26 protein-coding genes are annotated in these 22,953 nt (G+C 28.6%); 7 read left to right on the top strand and 19 right to left on the bottom strand.

The features are described from left to right. Nucleotides 1–5 precede the first annotated feature (5 nt). From ETU10_RS00465 to rlmD, 17 genes are all read right to left on the bottom strand, one after another. A complete protein-coding gene (locus ETU10_RS00465; RefSeq protein WP_146309302.1) occupies nucleotides 6–896 on the bottom strand; it encodes a glycosyltransferase family 2 protein in 891 nt (296 codons plus the stop codon). Nucleotides 897–898: 2 nt separating this feature from the next. Beyond that, a complete protein-coding gene (locus ETU10_RS00460; RefSeq protein WP_146309301.1) occupies nucleotides 899–2,005 on the bottom strand; it encodes a DegT/DnrJ/EryC1/StrS family aminotransferase in 1,107 nt (368 codons plus the stop codon). Nucleotide 2,006: 1 nt separating this feature from the next. Then, nucleotides 2,007–3,569, bottom strand: coding sequence for a hypothetical protein (locus tag ETU10_RS00455; RefSeq protein WP_146309300.1), 1,563 nt, complete (start codon nucleotides 3,567–3,569; stop codon nucleotides 2,007–2,009). 563 nt (nucleotides 3,570–4,132) lie between these two features. Then, entirely contained in the window at nucleotides 4,133–5,110 is a 978-nt protein-coding gene (locus ETU10_RS00450; protein ID WP_146309299.1) for a 3-oxoacyl-ACP synthase III family protein, read from the bottom strand. A 10-nt stretch (nucleotides 5,111–5,120) separates the two neighbouring features. Continuing rightward, nucleotides 5,121–5,342: an acyl carrier protein gene (locus tag ETU10_RS00445; protein ID WP_146309298.1), complete on the bottom strand. Its 222-nt coding sequence runs from the start codon at nucleotides 5,340–5,342 to the stop codon at nucleotides 5,121–5,123. Between the two features lie 7 nt (nucleotides 5,343–5,349). Then, nucleotides 5,350–5,874: a GNAT family N-acetyltransferase gene (locus tag ETU10_RS00440; protein ID WP_146309297.1), complete on the bottom strand. Its 525-nt coding sequence runs from the start codon at nucleotides 5,872–5,874 to the stop codon at nucleotides 5,350–5,352. Continuing rightward, on the bottom strand, nucleotides 5,865–6,263 hold the full coding sequence (locus ETU10_RS00435) for a sugar 3,4-ketoisomerase (RefSeq protein WP_146309296.1): 399 nt from the start codon (nucleotides 6,261–6,263) through the stop codon (nucleotides 5,865–5,867). Before ETU10_RS00435 ends, ETU10_RS00440 begins: the two co-directional genes overlap by 10 nt. Then, nucleotides 6,256–7,428: a glycosyltransferase family 61 protein gene (locus ETU10_RS00430; RefSeq protein WP_185145024.1), complete on the bottom strand. Its 1,173-nt coding sequence runs from the start codon at nucleotides 7,426–7,428 to the stop codon at nucleotides 6,256–6,258. The genes ETU10_RS00435 and ETU10_RS00430 overlap by 8 nt, the downstream gene beginning before the upstream one ends. A gap of 49 nt (nucleotides 7,429–7,477) precedes the next feature. Further along, nucleotides 7,478–8,749: an ABC transporter ATP-binding protein gene (locus ETU10_RS00425; RefSeq protein WP_146309294.1), complete on the bottom strand. Its 1,272-nt coding sequence runs from the start codon at nucleotides 8,747–8,749 to the stop codon at nucleotides 7,478–7,480. A gap of 34 nt (nucleotides 8,750–8,783) precedes the next feature. Continuing rightward, nucleotides 8,784–9,782: a hypothetical protein gene (locus tag ETU10_RS00420; protein ID WP_146309293.1), complete on the bottom strand. Its 999-nt coding sequence runs from the start codon at nucleotides 9,780–9,782 to the stop codon at nucleotides 8,784–8,786. 10 nt (nucleotides 9,783–9,792) lie between these two features. Beyond that, complete coding sequence (locus tag ETU10_RS00415; protein ID WP_146309292.1) at nucleotides 9,793–10,644, bottom strand: ABC transporter permease; 852 nt, start codon at nucleotides 10,642–10,644, stop codon at nucleotides 9,793–9,795. Between the two features lie 2 nt (nucleotides 10,645–10,646). Further along, nucleotides 10,647–11,504, bottom strand: a complete 858-nt coding sequence (rfbA, locus tag ETU10_RS00410) for a glucose-1-phosphate thymidylyltransferase RfbA (protein ID WP_146309291.1) — start codon at nucleotides 11,502–11,504, stop codon at nucleotides 10,647–10,649. Between the two features lie 20 nt (nucleotides 11,505–11,524). Then, complete coding sequence (gene rfbB, locus ETU10_RS00405) at nucleotides 11,525–12,571, bottom strand: dTDP-glucose 4,6-dehydratase (RefSeq protein ID WP_146309290.1); 1,047 nt, start codon at nucleotides 12,569–12,571, stop codon at nucleotides 11,525–11,527. A gap of 17 nt (nucleotides 12,572–12,588) precedes the next feature. Next, nucleotides 12,589–13,899 carry a UDP-glucose dehydrogenase family protein gene (locus ETU10_RS00400; RefSeq protein WP_146309289.1) on the bottom strand — a complete coding sequence of 437 codons (1,311 nt, stop codon included), beginning with the start codon at nucleotides 13,897–13,899 and terminating at the stop codon, nucleotides 12,589–12,591. A 37-nt stretch (nucleotides 13,900–13,936) separates the two neighbouring features. Beyond that, on the bottom strand, nucleotides 13,937–14,608 hold the full coding sequence (locus ETU10_RS00395; protein WP_146309288.1) for a DUF6048 family protein: 672 nt from the start codon (nucleotides 14,606–14,608) through the stop codon (nucleotides 13,937–13,939). Next, complete coding sequence (locus ETU10_RS00390) at nucleotides 14,577–15,035, bottom strand: DUF6452 family protein (RefSeq protein WP_146309287.1); 459 nt, start codon at nucleotides 15,033–15,035, stop codon at nucleotides 14,577–14,579. The genes ETU10_RS00395 and ETU10_RS00390 overlap by 32 nt, the downstream gene beginning before the upstream one ends. Before the next feature lie 20 nt (nucleotides 15,036–15,055). Beyond that, nucleotides 15,056–16,435, bottom strand: a complete 1,380-nt coding sequence (gene rlmD / locus ETU10_RS00385) for a 23S rRNA (uracil(1939)-C(5))-methyltransferase RlmD (protein WP_394344698.1) — start codon at nucleotides 16,433–16,435, stop codon at nucleotides 15,056–15,058. A 193-nt stretch (nucleotides 16,436–16,628) separates the two neighbouring features. Here rlmD and ETU10_RS00380 point away from each other — a divergent pair, with 193 nt between their 5' ends. Then, nucleotides 16,629–17,813 (top strand): pyridoxal phosphate-dependent aminotransferase, encoded by a 1,185-nt coding sequence (locus ETU10_RS00380; protein ID WP_146309285.1) that lies wholly within the window; start codon nucleotides 16,629–16,631, stop codon nucleotides 17,811–17,813. An 86-nt stretch (nucleotides 17,814–17,899) separates the two neighbouring features. Here ETU10_RS00380 and ETU10_RS00375 read toward each other — a convergent pair whose 3' ends face one another. Together ETU10_RS00375 and ETU10_RS00370 are read right to left on the bottom strand one after the other, a co-directional pair. Further along, on the bottom strand, nucleotides 17,900–18,226 hold the full coding sequence (locus ETU10_RS00375; protein ID WP_146261273.1) for a YegP family protein: 327 nt from the start codon (nucleotides 18,224–18,226) through the stop codon (nucleotides 17,900–17,902). 143 nt (nucleotides 18,227–18,369) lie between these two features. Continuing rightward, nucleotides 18,370–19,158: a TrmH family RNA methyltransferase gene (locus tag ETU10_RS00370; RefSeq protein WP_246118398.1), complete on the bottom strand. Its 789-nt coding sequence runs from the start codon at nucleotides 19,156–19,158 to the stop codon at nucleotides 18,370–18,372. A 90-nt stretch (nucleotides 19,159–19,248) separates the two neighbouring features. On the opposite strand from ETU10_RS00370, the gene ETU10_RS00365 reads away from it, so the two are divergent. From ETU10_RS00365 to ETU10_RS00340, 6 genes are all read left to right on the top strand, one after another. Continuing rightward, nucleotides 19,249–19,698 carry a ribonuclease domain-containing protein gene (locus ETU10_RS00365; RefSeq protein ID WP_146261275.1) on the top strand — a complete coding sequence of 150 codons (450 nt, stop codon included), beginning with the start codon at nucleotides 19,249–19,251 and terminating at the stop codon, nucleotides 19,696–19,698. Beyond that, nucleotides 19,695–19,979, top strand: a complete 285-nt coding sequence (locus ETU10_RS00360) for a barstar family protein (protein WP_146261276.1) — start codon at nucleotides 19,695–19,697, stop codon at nucleotides 19,977–19,979. Before ETU10_RS00365 ends, ETU10_RS00360 begins: the two co-directional genes overlap by 4 nt. A 35-nt stretch (nucleotides 19,980–20,014) precedes the next feature. Then, entirely contained in the window at nucleotides 20,015–20,740 is a 726-nt protein-coding gene (locus ETU10_RS00355) for a polyprenol monophosphomannose synthase (protein ID WP_146309283.1), read from the top strand. Continuing rightward, complete coding sequence (locus ETU10_RS00350) at nucleotides 20,737–21,084, top strand: DUF4296 domain-containing protein (protein ID WP_146261278.1); 348 nt, start codon at nucleotides 20,737–20,739, stop codon at nucleotides 21,082–21,084. The genes ETU10_RS00355 and ETU10_RS00350 overlap by 4 nt, the downstream gene beginning before the upstream one ends. Nucleotides 21,085–21,180: 96 nt before the next feature. Next, nucleotides 21,181–22,164 (top strand): aldo/keto reductase, encoded by a 984-nt coding sequence (locus tag ETU10_RS00345; protein ID WP_146309282.1) that lies wholly within the window; start codon nucleotides 21,181–21,183, stop codon nucleotides 22,162–22,164. Nucleotides 22,165–22,169: 5 nt separating this feature from the next. After that, nucleotides 22,170–22,880 carry a 3-ketoacyl-ACP reductase gene (locus ETU10_RS00340; RefSeq protein WP_146309281.1) on the top strand — a complete coding sequence of 237 codons (711 nt, stop codon included), beginning with the start codon at nucleotides 22,170–22,172 and terminating at the stop codon, nucleotides 22,878–22,880. The last annotated feature ends 73 nt before the right edge of the window (nucleotides 22,881–22,953 follow it).

The raw sequence follows: 22,953 nt of genomic DNA, 5'->3' as shown, positions 1-22,953 counted from the left end.
AGTACTTATCTAAAATATATTAATTTATTTTTTAATCTATAAAGTCTATATGGTATCTTATATTTTAAGAAAAAATACAATCCTTTATTTTTTCCTTTATATTGTTTATATTCCTGAATAATTTTATTTGTGATCCGATTTTCTTTATAGAATTCTAATATATTAGATGATATAATTTTTGAATATTTACCTTGCAAATCATTATGCATCTTAATTCTAACAACTTCTTCATTCATATCTATTTTCTTTGTTATATTATTACTATGCATGCGATATAAACCTAATACTTCAGGTATATAATCTATCTTATACTGTTTAGATAAACGTAATGAAAAATCATAATCTTCTATAATAAATTTGGTATTATACTCCCCAATTAATGAATAAATTTGTGTTTTTACCATTGCTGTTGGAGCAATAATAAAATTATTATGAAAAAGCTTTTCTTCTGCTTTTTCTCTATCAAAATCAAAGGTATCTTTTAGTAATTTATCTCCAATATTCCCCTTTTCATCAATATATTTTGCATTTGCATATATCATTTGATATTCTGAAGAGAGATTTTGAAATCTAGCAACTAGGTTAGTTAATAAATTTGGCAACATTACATCATCTGCAGCAATTAATTTTAAATAATCTCCCTCAACTAATTTTATGCATTCATTAAGTGTAATTACTAATCCTTTGTTTTTTTTATGGAAATTAGTTTTAGCTACTATTTTATTTTCTTCCAGCCATTTAGTAATTATTTCGACAGAATTATCTCTGGAGGCATCATCTGCTATAATTAATTCCCAATTATTGTAAGTCTGTTTCAATAAACCATTTAGACATTGTATAACAAAGGCAGAGTGATTGTAACAAACTATAATTACGGAAACTAAAGGCTGATTCATTTCTAGAATTTATTTATAACCTCGACAATTTTTTCTGTTTCGTCTTTTTGTAAAACAGAACTAATGGGTAAACTTAAAACTTCGTCGCTTAAACTTTCTGCTATTGGAAAACTTAACCTATTATATTGTGAGTATGCTGCTTGTTTATGTGGTGGTATTGGATAATGTATAAGAGTTTGAATATTATTATCTGTAAGATATTTTTGTAGATTATCTCTTTGTTTTGATTTTACTACAAATAAATGCCAAACATGTTGTTTGCTCTGTATGCAATCTTCAATTGATGGTAATTCTATATTTGGATTATTTATATTCTTTAAATAAAAATCTGCAACTTCTCTTCTTTTTTGATTTTCTTTATCTATATATTTTAATTTAATATCTAAAACTGCTGCTTGTATGTCATCTAATCGACTATTTAATCCTTGATATTTATTTACATATTTTTCTGCTGAACCATAGTTTGCTATTGCTCGAATGGTCTGAACTAATTCTTGATCATTTGTTGTTATTGCTCCAGCATCCCCTAAAGCTCCTAAGTTTTTTCCCGGATAAAAACTAAATCCGGCAGCATCTCCTAAAGCTCCTGATTTTATTCCTTGATATTCTGCTCCTATTGCCTGAGCGTTATCTTCTATAATTTTTAGGTTATATTTTTTTGCCAACTCTTTTAGTTCTTGAGAAAATACAATTTGTCCATATAAATGAACAATCATAATAGCTTTAGTTTTTGGAGTGACTTTTTCTTCTATTTTAGAGATATCAAGATTAAAAGTATTTAAATTTGGCTCTATGAATACAGGTACTAAATTATTGTCTGATATAGCTAATACAGAAGCGATGTAAGTGTTAGAAGGAACAATAACCTCATCTCCATCTTTCATAAAACCTGATTCTTTATAGGCTCTCAAAATTAGACGTAGAGCATCTAAACCATTCGCTACTCCTATGGCATTATTTACTCCTATATATTGAGCTAAGTCTTTTTCAAAGTTATTAACTTCTTTTCCTAATAAATACCAACCGGAACGAAAAACTTGATTTAATTTTTCTTGTATCTCTTGTTGATATTGTAAATTTATCTTTTGTAGGTCTAAAAATTTTATCATTTTAATTATATATATAATAAAAATTCGTCGAATCAATCAATGTCTTATTATGTTTCACCATTTGGGTAAAAGAACTTTTAAAAAATCCTGTTTTAGAATTGATAATTTCTTTTTTGTCTAAAATATAATAAATATTTTTTTTAGATAGTTGTTTATAATCTTTTTTCCAACTAGGATATTCCACATCCATTTCCCATGGTGACCTATTTAAATTTTTATTAAACATAACTTCAAAAATTGGTGAACCTGGTAAGAATATAGAATTTTCATATTTATTTTGTAGTGCCTGAGCTTCTTTAATATAATCATAACTTTTTTCACTAATTAACATGCCTGAATATATTGGTATTTTTTCATTTACAAACACATAATTTATTTCTAGTATATTTTTGTTAGCATAAGGGGATATAAGTCTATAAATTATAAATATTACTACTACTATTATCGTAACTAAATAATTTATTTTTTCTGAAATTCTAAAATTATCATCAAAAGCAAATACTAAAATAGGTAACATTAAAAGAACATTTGAATAACCCCAAGAAATGGATATGCTCCATGTTATAAAAAATAAAATTATTAATGCTAAAATTTTTTTAATATCGTAAGTTATGTAAGTTCTTAAATCTCTAAGAAATAATGCTAATAAGAGTAAATATATAGTTTTAGATCCTTCGAATTCGATATTAAAGCCAAATAATAAATGTTTTAACATTGGTAATAAATACAGTATAAATATAGCTATAATAATTATAAAATTGTATAATTTAAAAGTACTTTTTCTATTCATTTTTTGAATAATAACAACCAATAGCATAGCTGAAAATAAAATCACTCTGAAATTATATTCTGAGAATAAAAAATTTTTAAAACCTGCTTTTAAAAAGCTACTTGTACTATTATTGACATGGGTTTGTTCAAAAAATAATTCAATATTATTATGTAAACGATATTTAAAGTTAACTAATGATAATATTATTAAGATTACTCCTATGAAAAAATATTCTATTTTAAGAGATTTTACCTTAATTTCATTTTTTTTTAATTGATAAAAAATACAAATTATATTAATTATAAAAATAAGTACGAAATCTAAGTAAAAAGATTGTTTCATTGTAGCTGCTATACAAGCAAATACAATTGATAATATAAATTTTTCTTTTGTGAAAAATAAAAATGCAAAAGATAGAAAAAAAATACCATCAATAGTGTGCCATGGCATTAGATTAAAAGTATGTATAATTAGAACACTACAAAATAAAAATGATAATTTATAATTTTTGATTTTTACACCTATATTTTTAAGTCCTGCAAAAAAAATCTGAATAATAATTAATATTTCAAATATAATTAATAAACGTAAAATAATTCCCAAGTAAGACTTTAAATGCCAAAATGGAGTTATTATTATATCCCAAAATATTATACTTCCAAAAGGTCTAACATAATCAAAATCTTTATAGATAATTTGCCCCTCCTTAACTCTTTGAACATAGGAAATAATAAATCCAGAATCTATAAAATCGATATTATAAATAAGTAATATAGCAAAATATATTAACATTAATATCCCCAAAATTATACAATTAAAAATTTTATTGTTGATCATGATTATTTAATAATATTATCCTTTTTATCATTATCACTTCTTTTTATCTGAAAAATTAATACTCTATAAAGTATAACTTTTTTTATTTATAGTGTCAACTTCTATTAATATAAATTTTAAAAAAATATGTATTATTATATATTAACATTTATTTTAAAAGTATTATTTTAATTATAATAAATATTTAGATTTAAGCAAGCATTAGGCATTAATGTAAAGGCAACATTTACCGATAAAAAATTTTGAATGATAAAAATCTATTATATCTTAATAAAGAAAATAAGCGGTGAATTTAAATTCTGTGATTTAATGGAATGCTAATTATGAAAGTTTAATTATTATCGTTTCCCATATCTTCATATATAATTGTATTATAAAAGTTTAATAAATAGAGTAAAAATAACCCCATCCAAATTATTGACTTCCTTTTATTTTAATCTGAATATTGATTATAAAAAATATTTAAGATAACATTACTTAATATTAAATAAACTTTTTTTTGTTTTTTGATATATCTTTCATCTTTTTTCTAAACATGTAGCTCCCCATGAATAGCCTACTCCAAAACCTGCTATTAATATGGTATTCTTATTTTTATTGGCTTTTATAAGATTTGCTAATACAATAGGTATTGTTGATGATACAGTATTTCCATAATCTTCCATATCAATAATAAATTTTTCTTCAGAAATATTAATTTTTTTCCTTAAATAAGTCAGCATATAAGTATTTGCTTGATGAAATATAAATTGATCTATAGATTGTAAACTTCCGTTATTCTTTTTTAAAGTTTGGGTTATTAAATTAGGAATTACATTTGCTGAAAATTTAAAAATTTCAGGTCCGTTCATAAACAAAAAATTATTTGCATTAAATTGATCCTGCTCCTTTTCGTCATTTTTAAATCTTCTGCCTCCATGTATTAAATTTTCTTTTCCTCTTCCGTCAGTTCCTAATTCGAATTGACCAATTTCGTATAGTCCATTATTAGTAATTAGTGTAGCTGTTGCTGCATCTCCAAAAATACTTCTGTTGCCTTTATCCTGTGTATGAATATACCTAGAATAGGTTTCAGCTGTTACAAAAATAACTTTTTTAGCTATCTCAGATATTATTAAACCTTTTGCTAAAGTCAATCCATAAATATATCCTGAACATCCCTGATTAATATCTATCGCTGCGCAACTAGTCGATAAACCAGCTTTTTCTTGAACTATACATGCTGTTGTTGGTAATAAATAATCAGGAGATTGTGTACAGAGTATCAAATAATCTATTTTTGATTTATCAATATTTGTTTCATTGCACAATTTATTAATAGCATTTGTTGCAATATCTGAAACAAGTTGATCCTGTGAAACAATATGTCTAGTTTTAATTCCTATTTTAGATATAATTTTCTCACTGTTCCATTCTGGAAATAATGTCTCTATATCTAAATTAGTAAACTTTTCTTCCGGTAGATAATATGATATATGATTAATATATGCTTTCAATTATAAAACATTATTTGTTTTCCTGAATAAAGTCAAATAAGCCTTTTATCGTTTTGAATCTAGAAAGCTGTTCAACTTCAATATATACTTTATATTCATTTTCAATCATCATATGAATAGCAACTGCTGTAAGGGAATCCCAAAAATCTGAATTCACATAATCGGTTTCTGAATCTAAATTCAATGTAGTGTCCTCTAACTGATCTTTAAATCTCTGAATAAATATTTCCATATGATTATTAATTAAATTTAGATACAAATTTACTTTTATTTTTATTAAAATTATTATAACTTAACTCAAAGTAATAATTTAATTCATCCTCACTCACTATTTCAGACTCATATTTTTTATGATAGTTTATAACTGACCGATTGCCTTTCCTTACTTCAAAAATTAATTTTTCGTATTTTAATTCTTTAAATGTGAATTCTTTTACTAAAAAATCAACTTTAATTGCATTTATAGGATTTAGTAGGTTTGGAATAGTTATCCAACTTCCTATTTCTGGAAAATCCTGATCTAAATTATATATTCTATAAGTAGAAAACCTTCTTCCTTTTTCATCGATTGCTATAAAATAATACTCTTTTCCTTCTCTCTCTCTGTCTTTATACTTTGTTAACCATTCTATCTGATCAGATAATTTATTTGAGGTTTTACTTATAAATCTTGATTTATTAATATTACTTCTCAAACTAAGTATAAATTCAGCATCACTAAAATCAACTAATTTTAAAGTTATTCCAAACTTTTTTATTTCCATTTAATAAATTCATTATAATTTCTAAAATAATCATTTTCATCATATAATTCTGATGCCAGACATAAAAGAACAGCATTATGGGAGAATTGTATATCCCTCCAAATCAATTTGGGTATATATAATCCCTTCTCCGGAGAATCCAAAATAAAGTTGTTTTTATTTCCTTTCAAATCTTCTGTGTTAAATCCAATAGTTCCTGAAACAGCAAAAATAACTTGTTGCAGTTCCTTATGAGCATGACCACCTCTTATTACATCTTGTGGGGTATAATAAGTCCAATAAACTCTTTTTATATCAAACGGTACATTTTTGTGTGCTTCTGCCACTGTAATAAAACCTAATTGAGATGCACCTATTTTATTAAATTCAAGTATATATGGTTTATTCATATTCTAATTTTAAGTAAATATTTTTAATTGCCTGAATATCTAAAATATAACCATCTTTGTCGTGCTCATTTGGGGAATATTTTGTACTGTAAAGTGAGTAAATTAAATTTACATCAAATAATTTTGCGATATTCGAAAAACAACAAAAGGTAGGAAAATTATCTTGCATGAAACAAATACCTTTCAACCCTGGTTTTGAAAAAATTAAATTAGCCCATGCAGCACCTGAAGCCCCGACTACATAATCTGCGTTATAAATGTGTTTAATTTGTTCTTCTAAACTTAAATCTTCAAATATAATTTCTTTAAATCCATTATTTTTTAAAAAATCAGTTAGCTGTTTCTGATTTTTAGCTATTCTATTTTTTTTACGTTTAATAAGTATTTTTTTTGGATAATCTAAGTCAATTAGATTACTAACCTTATCTAATAATTGTTTTCTTAATTTTATTAAAATATCTTTTCTCATGTAAACGTTTTCTATTCCAAATAAAATAGACGGTTTCATTAGGTTATATGGGACATAAGAAATATTATTGATATAATAAAGGTTTTTAACTTTATAATTATTTTCTGGATTTGAATAGATTATATTATAATTTTGATTAAGAAAATGTGATATCACTTTCTTCATACCTTCATATTTCAAAACAGAATCACTAACTAATATATTCTTGCAGGGAATTTTATTAATAAAAAGAAGCTTAGGTGCTATTTCAACTAAAAAATGATACCAATTCCAACATCCATTACCTCCTAAAAAAAATGCTTCTTCAACATCAATAGTGCTTTGCATTTTAACTAAAGCTCTTTTAAATCCATGGAAATTTATATAACCTTCATTATATCTTTCAAATTTAAAATTTCTCTCCACTACTAACTCTTCATTACTAATTATAGCAGATGAATTTATATTAACAAGTGTGTTTTTAAAATTATACAAAATCAATTCATTTATTTTAATTGATTTTGTTTCAGCACTTTTTTTTAATGTTTTAATACCTGTTGATTGGAACATTTCAGCGTTATTTAAAATTTCAACTCTCTTACCCAAGCATTCAGATAAATCTTTAATTTGAAATATTTTTAGATCCGTATAAAATAACTTTTTTCGAAGATAAAATATCAAGGAAAATATTGGATAATCTATGTATTTATTATCCAATAATATTTTTTTTATATATTTTTTTATTTTATAAATTAATAACATTTTATTATTTACAATCTCTATGACTTAAAGAAAAATTAAATTGAGGTCTAATTATTCCTGGAATTATATCTGTATTATTTCCTAAGCTCTCATTTAATATTTCAAACTGAATAATCTCGTCTTTTACATACAAAGCCTCTTTTTGATTTTTTCCAAAGATTAATCTAAAATTATATACCCCTGAATTTAATAAATGAGGGGGGATTTCACCCTTTATTTCATAATATCCAATTTTAGAGTCATTATTTTCTGATATAAGCATGCCCGCTTGAAATACAACAAGATCGTCTAAATTTCTTAATTCAAAAGTAGCATCTAAATTTATATCGGCAACATAGTTATAAATCTCTAAATCTAATTCTAGACCTGATGAAATAGTTATATGATTATTTTTTACAGGCTTAACATTAAATTTGAGTATTTTTATAAATTCATTTCCAAGAGCCGTCTCTACCCCCCCTTTATGTTCAAAATACGATACTATATTAGATGATTTTTGATAATAGTCTACTGATTCTAAAGCTCCTCCAGAGAATGTAACCATACCTTTTTCTAAAACTATTCCTTTGTTACATAATTGTTTAACAGCGGCCATATTATGACTTACAAATAATACAGTTCTTCCTTCCCCTTTGGAGACATCTCCCATCTTACCTAAGCATTTTTTCTGGAATTCTGAATCTCCTACTGCCAAAACCTCATCCACAATTAGTATTTCAGATTCTAAATGTGCGGCCACAGCAAAAGCTAATCGTACATACATTCCTGAACTATATCTTTTTACAGGTGTATCTATGTATCTCTCGCACCCTGAGAAATCAACTATTTCATCAAATTTACTTCTTATTTCGCTACGAGTCATACCTAAAATAGCGCCGTTTAAATATACGTTTTCTCTACCTGTCATTTCAGGATTAAATCCTGTTCCTACTTCTAACAATGAAGCTATTCTCCCATTAACTTTAAAACTCCCTGTTGTTGGTTGTGTAACCTTGCTTAATAACTTTAATAATGTTGATTTACCCGCTCCATTTCTACCAATAATACCTACAGCAGTACCTTGCTCAATTTCAAAGTTTACATCCTTTAATGACCATACATATTCTGAATTACCTTTTATAGATCGATCATTAGATTCTCCTATTTTCAAATAAGGGTCTTCTTTGCCTCTAATTTTTGCCCACCAACGGTTTAAATCGTGGGATATAGTCCCTGTACCTACCTGTCCTAAGCGGTATTGTTTGGATATATTTTCTGCTTTAATAGCTAAATTCATAAAATAATTAAATTATATTTTTTACTATATTAAATTACCAATAACACCCTCCTTCAACTTTTTTATAACCTTTAGGCTTTTCACTTTCTAATGGGAATACCCAAAACTCATTGGGCATATATTTATATCGTTCAAAATCCATCCATCTTTGCCCCTTAATTCCAAATAACCATTGTACCATACCTCCTAAATGAATAGCCTGTTTCCCTAATTTTTTAACATAGGATGCCAAAGGAAATCCATAAGCTCCACATCCTATAATAGCAACATCAAAATCTACTTTATCGATCTCTCTTTTCATAAACTCTAAGGCTTCAAACCAATTTTTATATTTATAGTCGTTGTTATCTGATATTGTTTGAACTGCTTTTATTGTTTTTAAATCAAATTCTGGTAATACCTTTTTATTTTCAAAAAGGTTTTCTCTTTTTTTATATTGTCTTTTAATACTATCTTCAAACGGATGAATAACTAATACTTTCTTTCCTTTTAATTGAAAAGTCCATGGTTCTTGGTAAAACCATGGTTCTAAAGCTCTCAATTGTACTAAATAAGTTTGCTCAGGTATTGTAAAAATTTGTTCCTCTAAACCTACCCAAACCCCTAATATATCGAGGTCTTTTGAGGCATCTATCATTAAATTAGTAAATGTATTTAACAATGAGATATCCCCATTAGGGAAAAAACCTGCATTTATACATAAAGCATTATATCGAATCTGATCTATATCCCAAAATTGAGACTTATTTCCTAGTAAAAAATTAAATGAATCCAGAATAATATTCCCACTATTTTTATAGGAAATCACATTAGCCATTACTTCTAATTCGATTGAGCCATATCTTGCAGCCATTAATGGAATATTTTGCTGTATACTATTAGCGATTAATACATTAACTTTTTCATCTAAAATAGGAACATGTGTATAGTATTTAGAAAACTTATTTAGAGGTTTTATTTTTTTTGAATGTTCAATTGTTCTCCGTGAAATTTTTGTTAATGCATTATAATAAATTTTCATTAATTTCTTCATAAGAATAGGTTTAAACAGTATCCATAAATGTTTTTTGTACTTTGTTGAAAATAATTATTCCTAAAAATAAAGTTATAGAGATAAATATGGTTGAATATATTAACATATTTAAAGAAAAATCTCCCACCCCTAAATATCCATACTTAAAGCATTCGAAGATTCCTGAAAGTGGATTTATATCTATAATCCATTTATATTTTTTTGGAAAAGAAGATATCGGAATAATTACAGGTGTTACGTACATTGAAAGAGAAATTCCAAAACCTAAGAGCATTGATAAATCTTTATATTTAGTCGTCATAGAAGAAAAAATCATTCCTACCCCCATGGAAAACATCGCCATTAACAAGAGTAAAATTGGAGTTGCTAAAATCCATAAATTAGGCTCAATCTCTCCTTTTAATAAATAATATATAATTACAATTATAAACAATAAATATTGCACTATAAACCTCATCAAGTTTGAAGCTATAATGGATAATGGCATAACTAAACGAGGAAAATAAACTTTGCCAAAAACTGAAGCATTTCCTACAAATACATTTGAAGTACTACTTAAAGAGGATGAAAAAAAATTCCATAGAGTAACTCCTGCTAAATAAAAAACTAGCATAGGAGCTCCATCTGTAGACAAACCTGCTACGTTTCCAAATATAACTATGTACATTAGAGTTGTTAATATTGGATTCACAAAAAACCATATAGGTCCTAAGATCGTTTGCTTAAAAGAGGTAATAAAATCCCTTTTTACCAACATGTAAACCAAGTCTCTATATTTCCAAACCTCTTTTAGATTTAAATCTAATAAGGAATGTTTGGAACTTATAACTTCCGTCCAAGTTTGTGGTGATGATTCATTCATCTTTATAATATATTTTTTAAATATTCTCCATACCCGCTTTTACCGTATTTATCTGCTATGGTAGAAAGTTTTTCTTGATTAATAAATCCTCTTTTATAAGCAGTTTCTTCTATACAGCCAATCTTTATTCCTTGCCTTTTTTCAATTACACGTATGTATTCTGAAGCATCGTGTAAGGATTCAAATGTGCCCGTATCTAACCAAGCGGTTCCTCTATCCATAACCCCTACTTCTAGTTTTTGTTCAAGTAAATAGGCTTGATTTATATCTGTAATTTCATATTCTCCTCTGGCAGAGGGTTGTAGATTTTTTGCAATATCAACCACTTTATTGTCATAAAAATATAAACCTGGTACTGCATAATTAGATTTAGGATTTAAGGGTTTTTCTTCAATGGATATCGCTCTCATATGCTCATCAAATTCAACCACTCCATATCTCTCGGGGTCATTTACGTGATAAGCAAAAACAATAGCTCCTTTGGGATTTGTTTTTTGCCTCAGCAAATCGCCCAATCCTGCTCCATAAAAAATATTATCTCCTAGAATTAATGCTATTGAATCGTCTCCGATGAATTTTTCTCCAATTACAAATGCTTGTGCTAATCCATTAGGCTCATGTTGAATTTCATACGTTAAATTACATCCAAAATCAGAACCGTCTCCTAATAATTTTTTAAAACAATTTTGATCATGTGGGGTAGTTATGATTAAAATATCATTAATATCTGCCTCCATTAAGACAGATAATGGATAATAGATCATTGGTTTATCATAAATAGGCATTAGCTGCTTACTTACGGCTATCGTTAATGGATACAACCGGGTTCCTGAACCTCCTGCAAGTATAATTCCTTTCATTTTAATATAATATCTAACTATTATTTATATTGAGCTTTGTAATATTTTTGATATTCTCCACTGGTAACATTATTTAACCATTCTTGATTCTCTAAGTACCAATCAATAGTCTTTTCTAATCCCTCTTCAAAAGTTACTGATGGTTTCCAACCTAATTCTCTATTTATTTTTGTAGCATCTATGGCATATCTTAAATCATGCCCTGGACGATCTTTTACAAACGTGATTAATTTAGCGCTTTCCCCTCTTTGCCTTTCTAGCTTTCTGTCCATTAAATCACATAATAGATTAACTAAATCAATATTTTTCCATTCGTTAAACCCACCTATGTTATAATTATCATTATTTTTTGCTTCATGAAAAACTAAATCAATGGCAATAGCATGATCAATGACATACAACCAATCTCTTGTGTAATTTCCATCTCCATATACTGGTAACGGTTTATTATTTATGATATTATGTATCATTAAAGGTATCAACTTTTCCGGGAAATGGTTAGGTCCATAGTTGTTGGAACAATTGGTTATGACTACTGGTAGACCATAAGTATCAGCATAAGCTCTTACAAAGTGATCAGAAGAAGCTTTGGAAGCTGAATAGGGAGAGTGTGGATCGTATTTGGTTTCTTCTTTAAAAAAACCTGTTTGACCTAATGCTCCAAAAACTTCATCTGTTGAAACATGGTGGAATCTTTTTCCTTCGTATGAGTCTTTCCAAATATTTTTAGAAGCATTTAATAAATTTACAGTTCCTATAACGTTCGTTTTAACAAACTCTAAAGGAGATGAAATAGATCTATCTACATGAGATTCTGCAGCTAAATGAATAACTCCATCTGGATGGATATCGTTAAAGATATTATTTATTTGCTCTTCATTAGTAATGTCTGCCTTTATGAATGAATAATTGGATTTAGATTCTATATCTTTTAAATTTTCTAAATTACCGGCATAGGTTAGTGCATCCAAATTTATAATTTGATACTTTAAATATTTATTTACAAACTGTCTAACTACATGAGATCCTATAAATCCTGCCCCTCCGGTGATTATAATTTTTTTCATTGTAATAAGTATATTGATTATCCTATGATTATTTTTCTTCCTATGCTTTTATAATAAAAGCCATGCGCTTCAAGGTCTTCTAAATTATATAAATTTCTTCCATCAAAAATAGCTTTATTTTTCATTCTTTTTTCTAGCCATTCGAAATGTGGATTTCTAAACTCTCCCCATTCAGTAGCTATGACTAGCGCATCAACATCTTCCACACATTCATACATATCTTTGGCATAGGAAATTCTGTCTCCTAATAATCGTTGAACATTTTCAATAGCAATAGGGTCATATGCTTTTATACTTGCACCTTTCTCTAATAATTTATTAATAATTTCTAGGGATGATGCTTCACGTATATCATCTGTATTTTCTTTGAAAGCTAATCCCCAAACGGCAATACACTTATTTTTTAAGGTTCCTAAATGTTTTTCAATATCTGGAACTAATATTGTTTTTTGCTTTTCGTTTATTTGCTCTACGGATTCTAGTATTTTAAAATCATAACCTATTTCGTTACCACTTTTAATAAGAGCTTTAACATCTTTGGGAAAACAACTTCCTCCATATCCTATTCCAGGAAATAAAAATCTATGACCAATTCTATCGTCAGCCCCCATCCCCATTCTTACTTTATCTACATCTGCTCCTACCTTTTCACAATAGTTAGCTATTTCATTCATAAATGTGATTTTAGTTGCTAAAAATGAATTCGCTGCATATTTGGTTAGTTCCGAAGATTTTTCATCCATCTTTATTAAGTTAACCCCTGCATTCGTTAATGGTAGATAGATTTTTTCCATAATTTCAAATGCTTTTTTAGAGCTTGCTCCTACAATCACCCTTTCAGGTCTCATAAAATCTTCAACGGCATAACCTTCTCTTAAAAATTCTGGATTGGATACTACATCAAAGGGCACTGAAGTTTTAAGCTTTATAAGCTCTCCAACCTTTTTTGCTGTTCCTACAGGTACTGTACTTTTATTGACTATAACTGTGTATTGTGTTATTAGTGATGCTATTTGGCCTGCTACCTCTAATACATAGGATAAATCTGCGGAACCATCTCCTCCTGGGGGAGTAGGTAAAGCTAAAAAAATAACATTTGATTTTTTTACTGCCTCTGCTAAATCTGTAGTAAAAAATAATCTATTCCCTTTTATATTACGTAAAAAAACCTCTTCTAGCTGTGGTTCATAAATGGGTACTTCTCCTTTTTTCATCATTTGTACCTTCTCTTCATTTATATCTACACAATGCACACTATGCCCCAAGTCCGCTAAACACGTCCCAGAAACCAATCCTACATATCCTGTACCAACAATTGTTATATTCATTTTTTATCTTTCTACTAATATCATTTGTTTATAAAGCTTAAAATATCCTGTAACTAATACCCCACAGGAAAGATATATTTACATCTCCTTTATTCTTTCCAAAACCTGGAATCACTAAATTATCAACATGGTCTTGTTTCTTGGAGTAAACTAAAAATTTAGGCTTTATTATAAAGTCTAAATATAAAGGACTTTCTCCCAATTGTACCTTTGAACCTAAAACAGCTTCCAACCATCCAGCGCTTACATTTGCTTTAGGCAAAGAAGAATTTCCTATCGTTTGAACTTGATTAGAGGTGTTCATTTCTTTAATTGGATAGTTAATGATCGTTTGTTCATACGGTGTAAAAGCAAGTCTACCTCCTATATAAAAACCTTGCCCTGTTTTTTCGTAATAATTGGTTAAAATATAATTTACTCCTGCCTCTAAATAGATTCCTTTAGCATCTACATTCCAATCGTTCTCCTTATAACCATTTTTTTCATAGCCTACTTCTGCAACAGCTATCCATCTATTCTTAAATTTATAGGAAACAAATCCATTATAATTTTTTTTACTGGAAAAAAAACTTGCAATAGGGTTTAATAAATCAACTCCTACAAAAAATTGTTTCTCATCTATTGACACTGAATCCTTTGAAGACTGTTGAGCCTGAACCAAAAACCCAAAACAATAACTAATAAGTAATATAAAGATCTTTAGATTCATTTTCTATTTTATTAGTAATTGGACTCAAATTTTTTATTTTATAGGTTTGTAAAAGTTGATATTTTACATCATTATAGGATACCTTAAACCCGCATGCTTTAGATACAAAAGATTGACTTGTATTATAAGTAACTGCTAAAATATCTTTTTGTAAACTATCAGCATTTTTATTTGTATAAAAATAAAATTTCGTCTCATTTGAAAAAGAATTTAAAGGCACTCTTATACTATCCACCTTAGAAAAAATACCCACCTGTAATAGCTTTCCATCTGAACTAAGTTTATCGACATATAAACTGTCTAATGTCAACGGCTTAGATATAGAATCTACAAATGCTATGGTAAGGTTTGGAGTCACTTGTTTGTCACAGACATCATCATCCACACATGCTTCAACAGCAAAAATAAATGAAATAAACAGAGACACTAGGAATATTTTTTTTAAAATCATAGGGCTTTAAGTTTTAACAAAGCTACACTTTCAACATGATGGGTTTGAGGAAACATATCCACAGCTTGAACTTTTACTACTTGATATTGATCTTTCATTAGTTCTAAATCTCTCGCTTGTGTTGCTGAATTGCAACTGACATAAACAATTTTTTCAGCTCGAATATTCAAAATGGTTTCCACTACTTTTTTATGCATTCCATCTCGGGGAGGATCAGCAATTATAACATCTGGATGTCCGTTCTCTGTTATGAATTCATCTGTGAAAATATCTTTCATATCTCCACAATAAAAAGTACAATTTTCTATTTGATTGTATTTAGCATTTTCTTTAGCAGCTTTAATAGCTTCTGGAACAGATTCTACCCCTATTACTTTTTTTGCTTTTTTAGATATAAATTGAGCAATTGTACCGGTACCGGTATACAAGTCATAAACAATTTCATCTCCTTTTAAATCGGCAAACTCCCTAGTAATCTCATACAATCGTACGGCTTGCTTATAATTCGTTTGAAAAAAAGATTTTGCTCCAATTTTAAATTTCAAACCTTCTATTTCTTCTTCTAAATAACCCTCGCCTGAGAAAGTTTCGACAGACAAATCATATATACTATCATTCCCTTTAGGATTTATAGCATACATGATAGTCTTTACTTCTGAAAATTTCTCTTGTATAGATGAAAGTAATATTTCTCTTTTTTCCTTATTTTCTTGGAAAAATTGCACGAAAACTAATAGTTCATTCTTAGAGTTTGAACGTATCATTAATGTTCTTAAAAAGCCCAACTGTTGTTTAAGATCATAAAACTCCATCTTATATTTTTGAACAAGTTCTTTTACAAAAAGTCTAATTTGATTGGAAGGTTCTTTTTGTAAATAACATTCTTTAATGTCCAACACTTTACTCCATTGTTTAGGTATATGGAAACCTAGAGCATTTCTATCTTCAATTTCTTCACCAGATTTGATTTCATTGAAAGTTAACCAACGAGAATTTGAAAAAGAAAATTCTAATTTGTTACGATAAAAATATTGTTCTTCGGAAGGTAGAATGTTTACTTTTTTAAACCCTTCAATCTTTCCAATTCTGGTAAGATTATTCATTACTTCTTCCTCTTTGAATTCTAGTTGTTTCTGATAAGAAAGATTTTGCCATTTACAACCACCACAAACTCCAAAATGTTGACATCTAGGTTCAACCCGATAGGGTGAATATTCTAAAAACTCAACAGCCTCTGCTTCTATATAATTCTTTTTAGATTTAATTACTTGAGCGTTCACAACATCGCCTGGCACAGCTCCAGATACAAAAACTGTTTTCCCTTCTACATTTTTGCCTACAGCGACTCCTTTAGCACCAGCTGTTTGAAGTTTCAAATTTGAAATTTGAATATTTTTCTTCTTTTTCAATTCATAAAATAATAAGTAAACAAAAGTACGTAATTTTATTTTTCATAAAAAACTTTTGACTTACTCACAATGAATAATTTGAATCTTTATAAACTATGCCGTATATATATTAAAAAAAGCTGTATTTTTGATAGTAAATAATACAACCAATTTAGTCAAAATGAATATATTATCTGAACGCATCAATCGGCTTAGCTATTCCCAAACCTTTGTTATGTCTAACAAAGCTAGAGAATTGAAAGCCCAGGGTATTAATGTAATTAGTTTAACTTTAGGTGAACCAGACTTTGAAATCCCTGAATTTGTTAGAGAATCTGCCATTAAAGCTATCAATAATGGGGTAAAATCTTACACTCCCGTTCCTGGATATCTTGAATTACGAAAAGCTATAGCCAATAAATTTAAGCGCGATAATAATCTAGACTATAAACCTGAACAAATTATTGTTTCTAATGGAGGAAAACAATCGATTATAAACGTTCTCCTATCTGTATTAAATGATGGAGACGAAGTTATTGTACCAGCTCCGTATTGGGTAAGTTATTTTGAGATGGTAAAATTAGCCGGTGGTAAAAATATTATTGTTGAAACAAATATAGATACTGACTTTAAAATAACTCCAGAACAGTTAGAAAATGCTATTACCTCTAAAACTAAAGCTTTTTTGTTCAGCTCCCCATGCAATCCTTCTGGAACTGTATATACTAAAGATGAACTTCAAAGTTTGGCTAAAGTACTTTCTAAACATCCTAATATCGTTATAATTTCTGATGAAATTTATGAATATATAAATTACGAATCTAAACATGAAAGTATCGCTCAATTCCCTGAAGTATTTGAACAAACCGTAACCATCAATGGGGTATCTAAGTCTTATGCTATGACTGGGTGGAGAATCGGATATTTAGGTGGGCCAAAATGGTTAACCGAAGCTTGTGATAAAATTCAAGGCCAGATGACCTCAGGCGCAAATTGTATAGCCCAAATGGCATCTATTACAGCTGTAGAAGCAGATCCATCAAATATAAATTACATGATTGAAGGCTTTAAAAGTAGAAGAGATCTTGTTTATAATCTTTTAAAAAATATTCCAGGCTTTAAAGTTAATAAACCTGCAGGTGCCTTTTACTTTTTCCCTGACATATCTTACTATTTTGGTAAAACCATACAAGGTACTGAAATTAAAAACTCTGATGATTTTGCATTAATGCTTCTTGAAAAAGCTCATGTAGCTACAGTTGGAGGAGTATCTTTTGGCGATAGCAATTGTATTCGATTATCCTACGCTGCCTCTGAACAAGAACTTATTGAAGCTATGAAAAGAATTAAAGAAATTTTATCATAAAAATAATAAAGAGTTCAAATAATAAATTTGAACTCTTTTTTTTAAGTAAACCTAAAAAAATAAGGTTTCAGCGACTCAATCGATTATTATTTTGATAAATCAACTGTTTCAGCTACAGCAGCTGTACTCATTACCGATTTAACTCCGTTTTTCACGTTGGTCTCATTCTCGAACATTTCACTTGTTCCTACCACTTGACCATTTCCTGCTTTCAAATTAAAAAACCATTTACTATTTGAACTTTGTTTAAGCTCAAAACGATCCTCATTTTTTGCATTTCTTTTTACAGAACTAACTCCTTTTTGGCAATTTGTTTTTTGTGTGTATCCTTCACTCGCAAGAATAACTTCTCCATTTTTCGCTTTTAGTCTAAAGCGAAAAGCTCCTGACTTGTCTTTAAAAATTTCAAACATAACTTGTACAATTTTAGTGTTTATTTATTAGTACTTATTCGAAAGGCTTAAAAATTTAAGCACTAAACCTTTCAAACATGGACGCAAAAGTAAAACTTTTTTATCACATAATACCAAAAAAATATGTTAAAATTATTCCTTTCCTATTTTTTATTTATCCCTCTTTGCCTTTGAACTTCATAACAGGAGATCGAAACTGCATTACTTATGTTTAAAGAATCTACTTTCCCCTGCATAGGTATAAGAATGTTTTCTGTAATCTTATCTTTCCAAAAATTTGATACTCCCGAGTGCTCTGTACCAAATATTATAGCCGTTGATTGGTCTAAAGAAATTTCTCGAATTTCTTTAAAATCCATATTCATAAAAGTCGCATAAGTATTTATCTTTCTATCTTTTAAAAATTCATGCAGCTCTTGATTGGCTACATGAATAATAGGAACATTAAAAACAGAACCTACCGATGATCTAATAACATTAGGATTGTAAATATCTACTTTTTCATCACAAACAAATAGATAATCCACCCCAAAGGCATCCACTGACCTACAAATAGCACCAAGGTTCCCTGGCTTTTCGATGGATTCTATAATAACTAAAAAAGGATCTTTTTTTAATTTTATATTTTTTAATTCTTCTTCTTTTTGTCTGTACACGCCCACAATACCTTCGGTAGACTGCCTATAGGCAATCTTTGAATACACTTGTTTAGATACTTCGTAAATTTGTATATTTTTTGGTATATTTATATTATTCTGAAAAATTGATGTTTGAATAAAAAACTCAATCGGATCATAATTATTTTGTAAAGCAAAAAAATTCTCTTGAACTCCTTCTACAATAATTTTATTTTGAATCTTTCTTTCTCTACTTTTTTCAATTAATTTTAATAGCTTTTTTATTTTTGGATTTTTATCACTTTCAATTGTCATTTTAATAAAACTTCTTTTAAAGATTTTATCAAAAATAAATAATCTAATTTATTTTTAGATATTTTTGCTAAAACGTTTTACTTTAAATTTATGAGTATAAAAAAGGGTTTTAAATTGCCCTATCTTTTATTATTGGTAGTTATAATTAGTATAGGCTTTGTTTTAAGCTATAATTCCTCTATAAAAAAATTAAATTACAATCAATTTAACGTTAAAGAACTTAGCGCAGAAAATGTTGTGATTCCTTATATAAAAAGTAAGCATAGGCTTCCAGACTATTACATTACTAAGAATAAAGCTAGAGAAATGGGTTGGAATGCCAATCAAGGAAATCTTTGCAGTAAAATTCCAGGAAAAATAATTGGGGGAGATCTATTTAAGAATAGAGAAAATTTACTTCCTAATAAAAAAGGAAGAGTATGGTTTGAAGCAGATTTAAATTATAATTGTGGATCTAGAGGAAAAGATCGTGTAATATTTTCTAATGATGGATTAATTTTTGTAACCTACAATCACTATAAAAGTTTTGAAAAAAGATGAAAACGGTAATTTTTGACTTTAATGATATTGAGAATTTATCTATTTTTTATAGGCGCTTTCAAAAAGAATTTAAATTAAATTCAACCATGGCTAATAATTTAGATAGTTTATGGGATGCCTTAACTGGTTATATTGAAATCCCAGTAAAAATTGAATTTATTAATTTAACCTTATTTAAATTGGATAAGTTTTCTAGATTAATAACTTTATTTGAAGAGGCTGAAGAAGAAACAGATCATAAAATTTCATTTACTTATTTTATTTCAAACTCAAACATTTAAGACTCATATTTACACATTACAAAAACTTTGGATCTGTGCAGGACAAAAAAATAGTTGTTATACCTACTTATAATGAAGCTGAAAATATTAAAGACCTCTTACTTTGCGTAATTCATTTAAAGCAAGACTTTGACATTCTGGTAGTGGATGATTCTTCTCCCGATGGCACTTCAAACATAGTTCAAGAAATGCAAAAAGAATATCCAAATCAAATTTTTCTTACTATACGGAAACAAAAGGAAGGATTGGGCAAAGCATATATTCATGGATTTCAATGGGCATTAAAATATAAATACGATTATATTTTTGAAATGGATGCTGACTTCTCGCATAATCCTAAAGATTTATCAAGACTTTATGGAGCTTGCAAAGCTGGCGCTGATTTAGCAGTAGGTTCTAGATATTCACAAGGTGTAAATGTTGTTAATTGGCCAATGAACCGTGTACTGCTATCTTTTTTCGCTTCTAAATATGTAAGGTTTATTACAGGACTTCCCATACATGATTCAACGGCTGGATTTGTTTGTTATTCTAAAAGAGTATTGGAAAATTTACCGCTTGATCAAATTAAACTTGTGGGTTATGGTTTTCAAATTGAAATGAAATTTAGAACCTATTGTAAAAAATTTAAAATTGTTGAAGTACCTATTATTTTTACAGATAGAACCAAAGGAGAATCTAAGATGAGTGGTGCTATTATAAATGAAGCAGTTTTTGGGGTTATAAAAATGAAATTAATGGCTTTATTGGGAAAATTATGAGAAGATTTTTTTTTCTAATACTATTTTGTTTGGTTATTCTTTCCTGCCAACAAACCGTAAAGAAACCTAAAAACTTACTTTCTAAGGAAGAAATGATTTCTATACTTACAGATATTTATCTTTATAAACAAAACATAAATAGTTCTGTACCATTAGATAAAGATAAAACTTTTGAAACCTATGTTTCCATCTTTAAAATTAATAATACTTCTAAAGAGCAATTTCAGGAAAGTTACCAATACTACTACGTTAATTCAACTACTTTACAAAACATTTACGAAGAAGTACTAAAGAATTTAAAAAATAAATTGGACAAAAACCAACAATCATTGTTAAAATATTAAATAAACTACTAGGTCTACTTTATTCAAATTATAATATTTTATTAACACAGTTGTTTGTTTTAATTTACTAACTTTAATCTATAAATTATTAAGAATATGGAATATAGAAAAATAGGAAATTCAGATCTTCAACTGTCTGTTATTACTTTTGGAGCTTGGGCAGCTGGCGGATGGATGTGGGGAGGCACTGAAAGAAAAGATGCTGTAAATGCAATTAAAGCCGGTTATGAGGTAGGAATAACCTCTATCGATACTGCTCCTATTTATGGGCAGGGTACAAGTGAAGAAATTGTAGGTGAAGCTATTAAAGATATACCTAGGGAAAAAATTCAGATTCTAACAAAATTTGGTATGCGTTGGGACCTTGCAAAAGGTGATTTTGCTATGCATAGCCAAGACAATTCCGGTAAAAATATTGATATTTATAAATACGCTGGAAAGGAGAGCATTATTTATGAATGCGAACAAAGCTTAAAACGATTGGGTACTGATTATATAGATTTATATCAAATCCACTGGCCAGAATCTTCTACACCTATTGAAGAAAGTTTTGAAGCGGTGGCTCGTTTGATTGAACAAGGAAAGGTGCGATACGCTGGTGTATGTAACTACACAGCCCAACAAATGGAAGAAGCCAATAAAGCATGCAAAATTATCTCTAACCAAGTACCTTACAGCATGCTAAATCGGAAAATTGAAGCCGAAGTTGTACCTTATTGCCTAAAAAATAATTTTGGAATATTAGCATACAGCCCTTTGGAAAGAGGCTTACTCACTGGAAAAATTCAACCCAAACATGTTTTTGCTAAAGGAGATGCCAGAAGCGAAATGAAAGTTTATCAACCCGAAAGCATCAAAAAAGTAAATGATTTTCTACTTAAGATAAAACCTATTGCTGATGATCTTGGTGCTACACTGGGGCAATTGGTTCTTAAATGGACACTTGAACAACCCGCTATAACCATAGCTCTTGCTGGAGCAAGGAATGCAGAACAAACTTTACAAAATGCTAAAGCTTCCAATCTTCAACTGTCTCAAGAACAAATACAGTTCATTAATTCAGAATTATCATCTATATAATTAAAATGGAAAAATTACAAGGGAAAAAGGCTTTAATAACAGGAGGAAGTCGTGGCTTAGGCAAAGCAGTTGCATTAGCCTTATCTAAGGAAGGGGTTCAAGTTGCTATTACAGGCAGAAATGAATCTTCATTACAAGAAGCGGTAAAAGAAATAGGCAATCATGCCACCTATTCGGTTTTTGATATTTCAAATCAACAAGATGTAAAAAATTCTTTAGAAAAACTGCAAGTTGATTTTGGTCCGATTGATATTTTAATCAACAATGCTGGAATATCTGCTTTTGGCGGGTTTTTAGAAATGACTGAAAAAGAATGGTTAGATATAATACATACCAATCTATTAGGAGTTTATTATGTATCTAAAGCTATACTACCATCTATGGTAGAAAGAAAATGCGGAGACATTATAAATGTCTCTTCAACCGCAGGATTAAAAGGAGGTGCTTCTACCTCTGCGTATAGCGTTTCTAAGGCTGGTTTAATTTCTCTTTCTGAATCTCTAATGTTTGAAATGAGAAAACACAATGTAAGAGTTACAACTCTTACACCTAGCACCATCGCTTCAGACATGTCAGTTAAAGATCTAAAAATTACAGATGGTAATCCAGAAAAGGTTTTACAACCGGAAGATTTTGCAGAATTAGTTCTTGATATTTTAAAATTAAACAAAAGAGCTCTACTTGCAAACGCTTCTCTTTGGTCTACAAATCCCTAAGAGAATAGTTTTATAAAACAATAAAACCACGAAGAAAAAATCCTCGTGGTTTTTTTAATTTTTTATACGTTCA

The organism is Apibacter muscae, assembly GCF_007845595.1.
Taxonomy (GTDB): domain Bacteria; phylum Bacteroidota; class Bacteroidia; order Flavobacteriales; family Weeksellaceae; genus Apibacter; species Apibacter muscae.
Note: the sequence above shows the minus strand (reverse complement) of the source record. Positions and strands in the feature narration are given on the sequence as shown.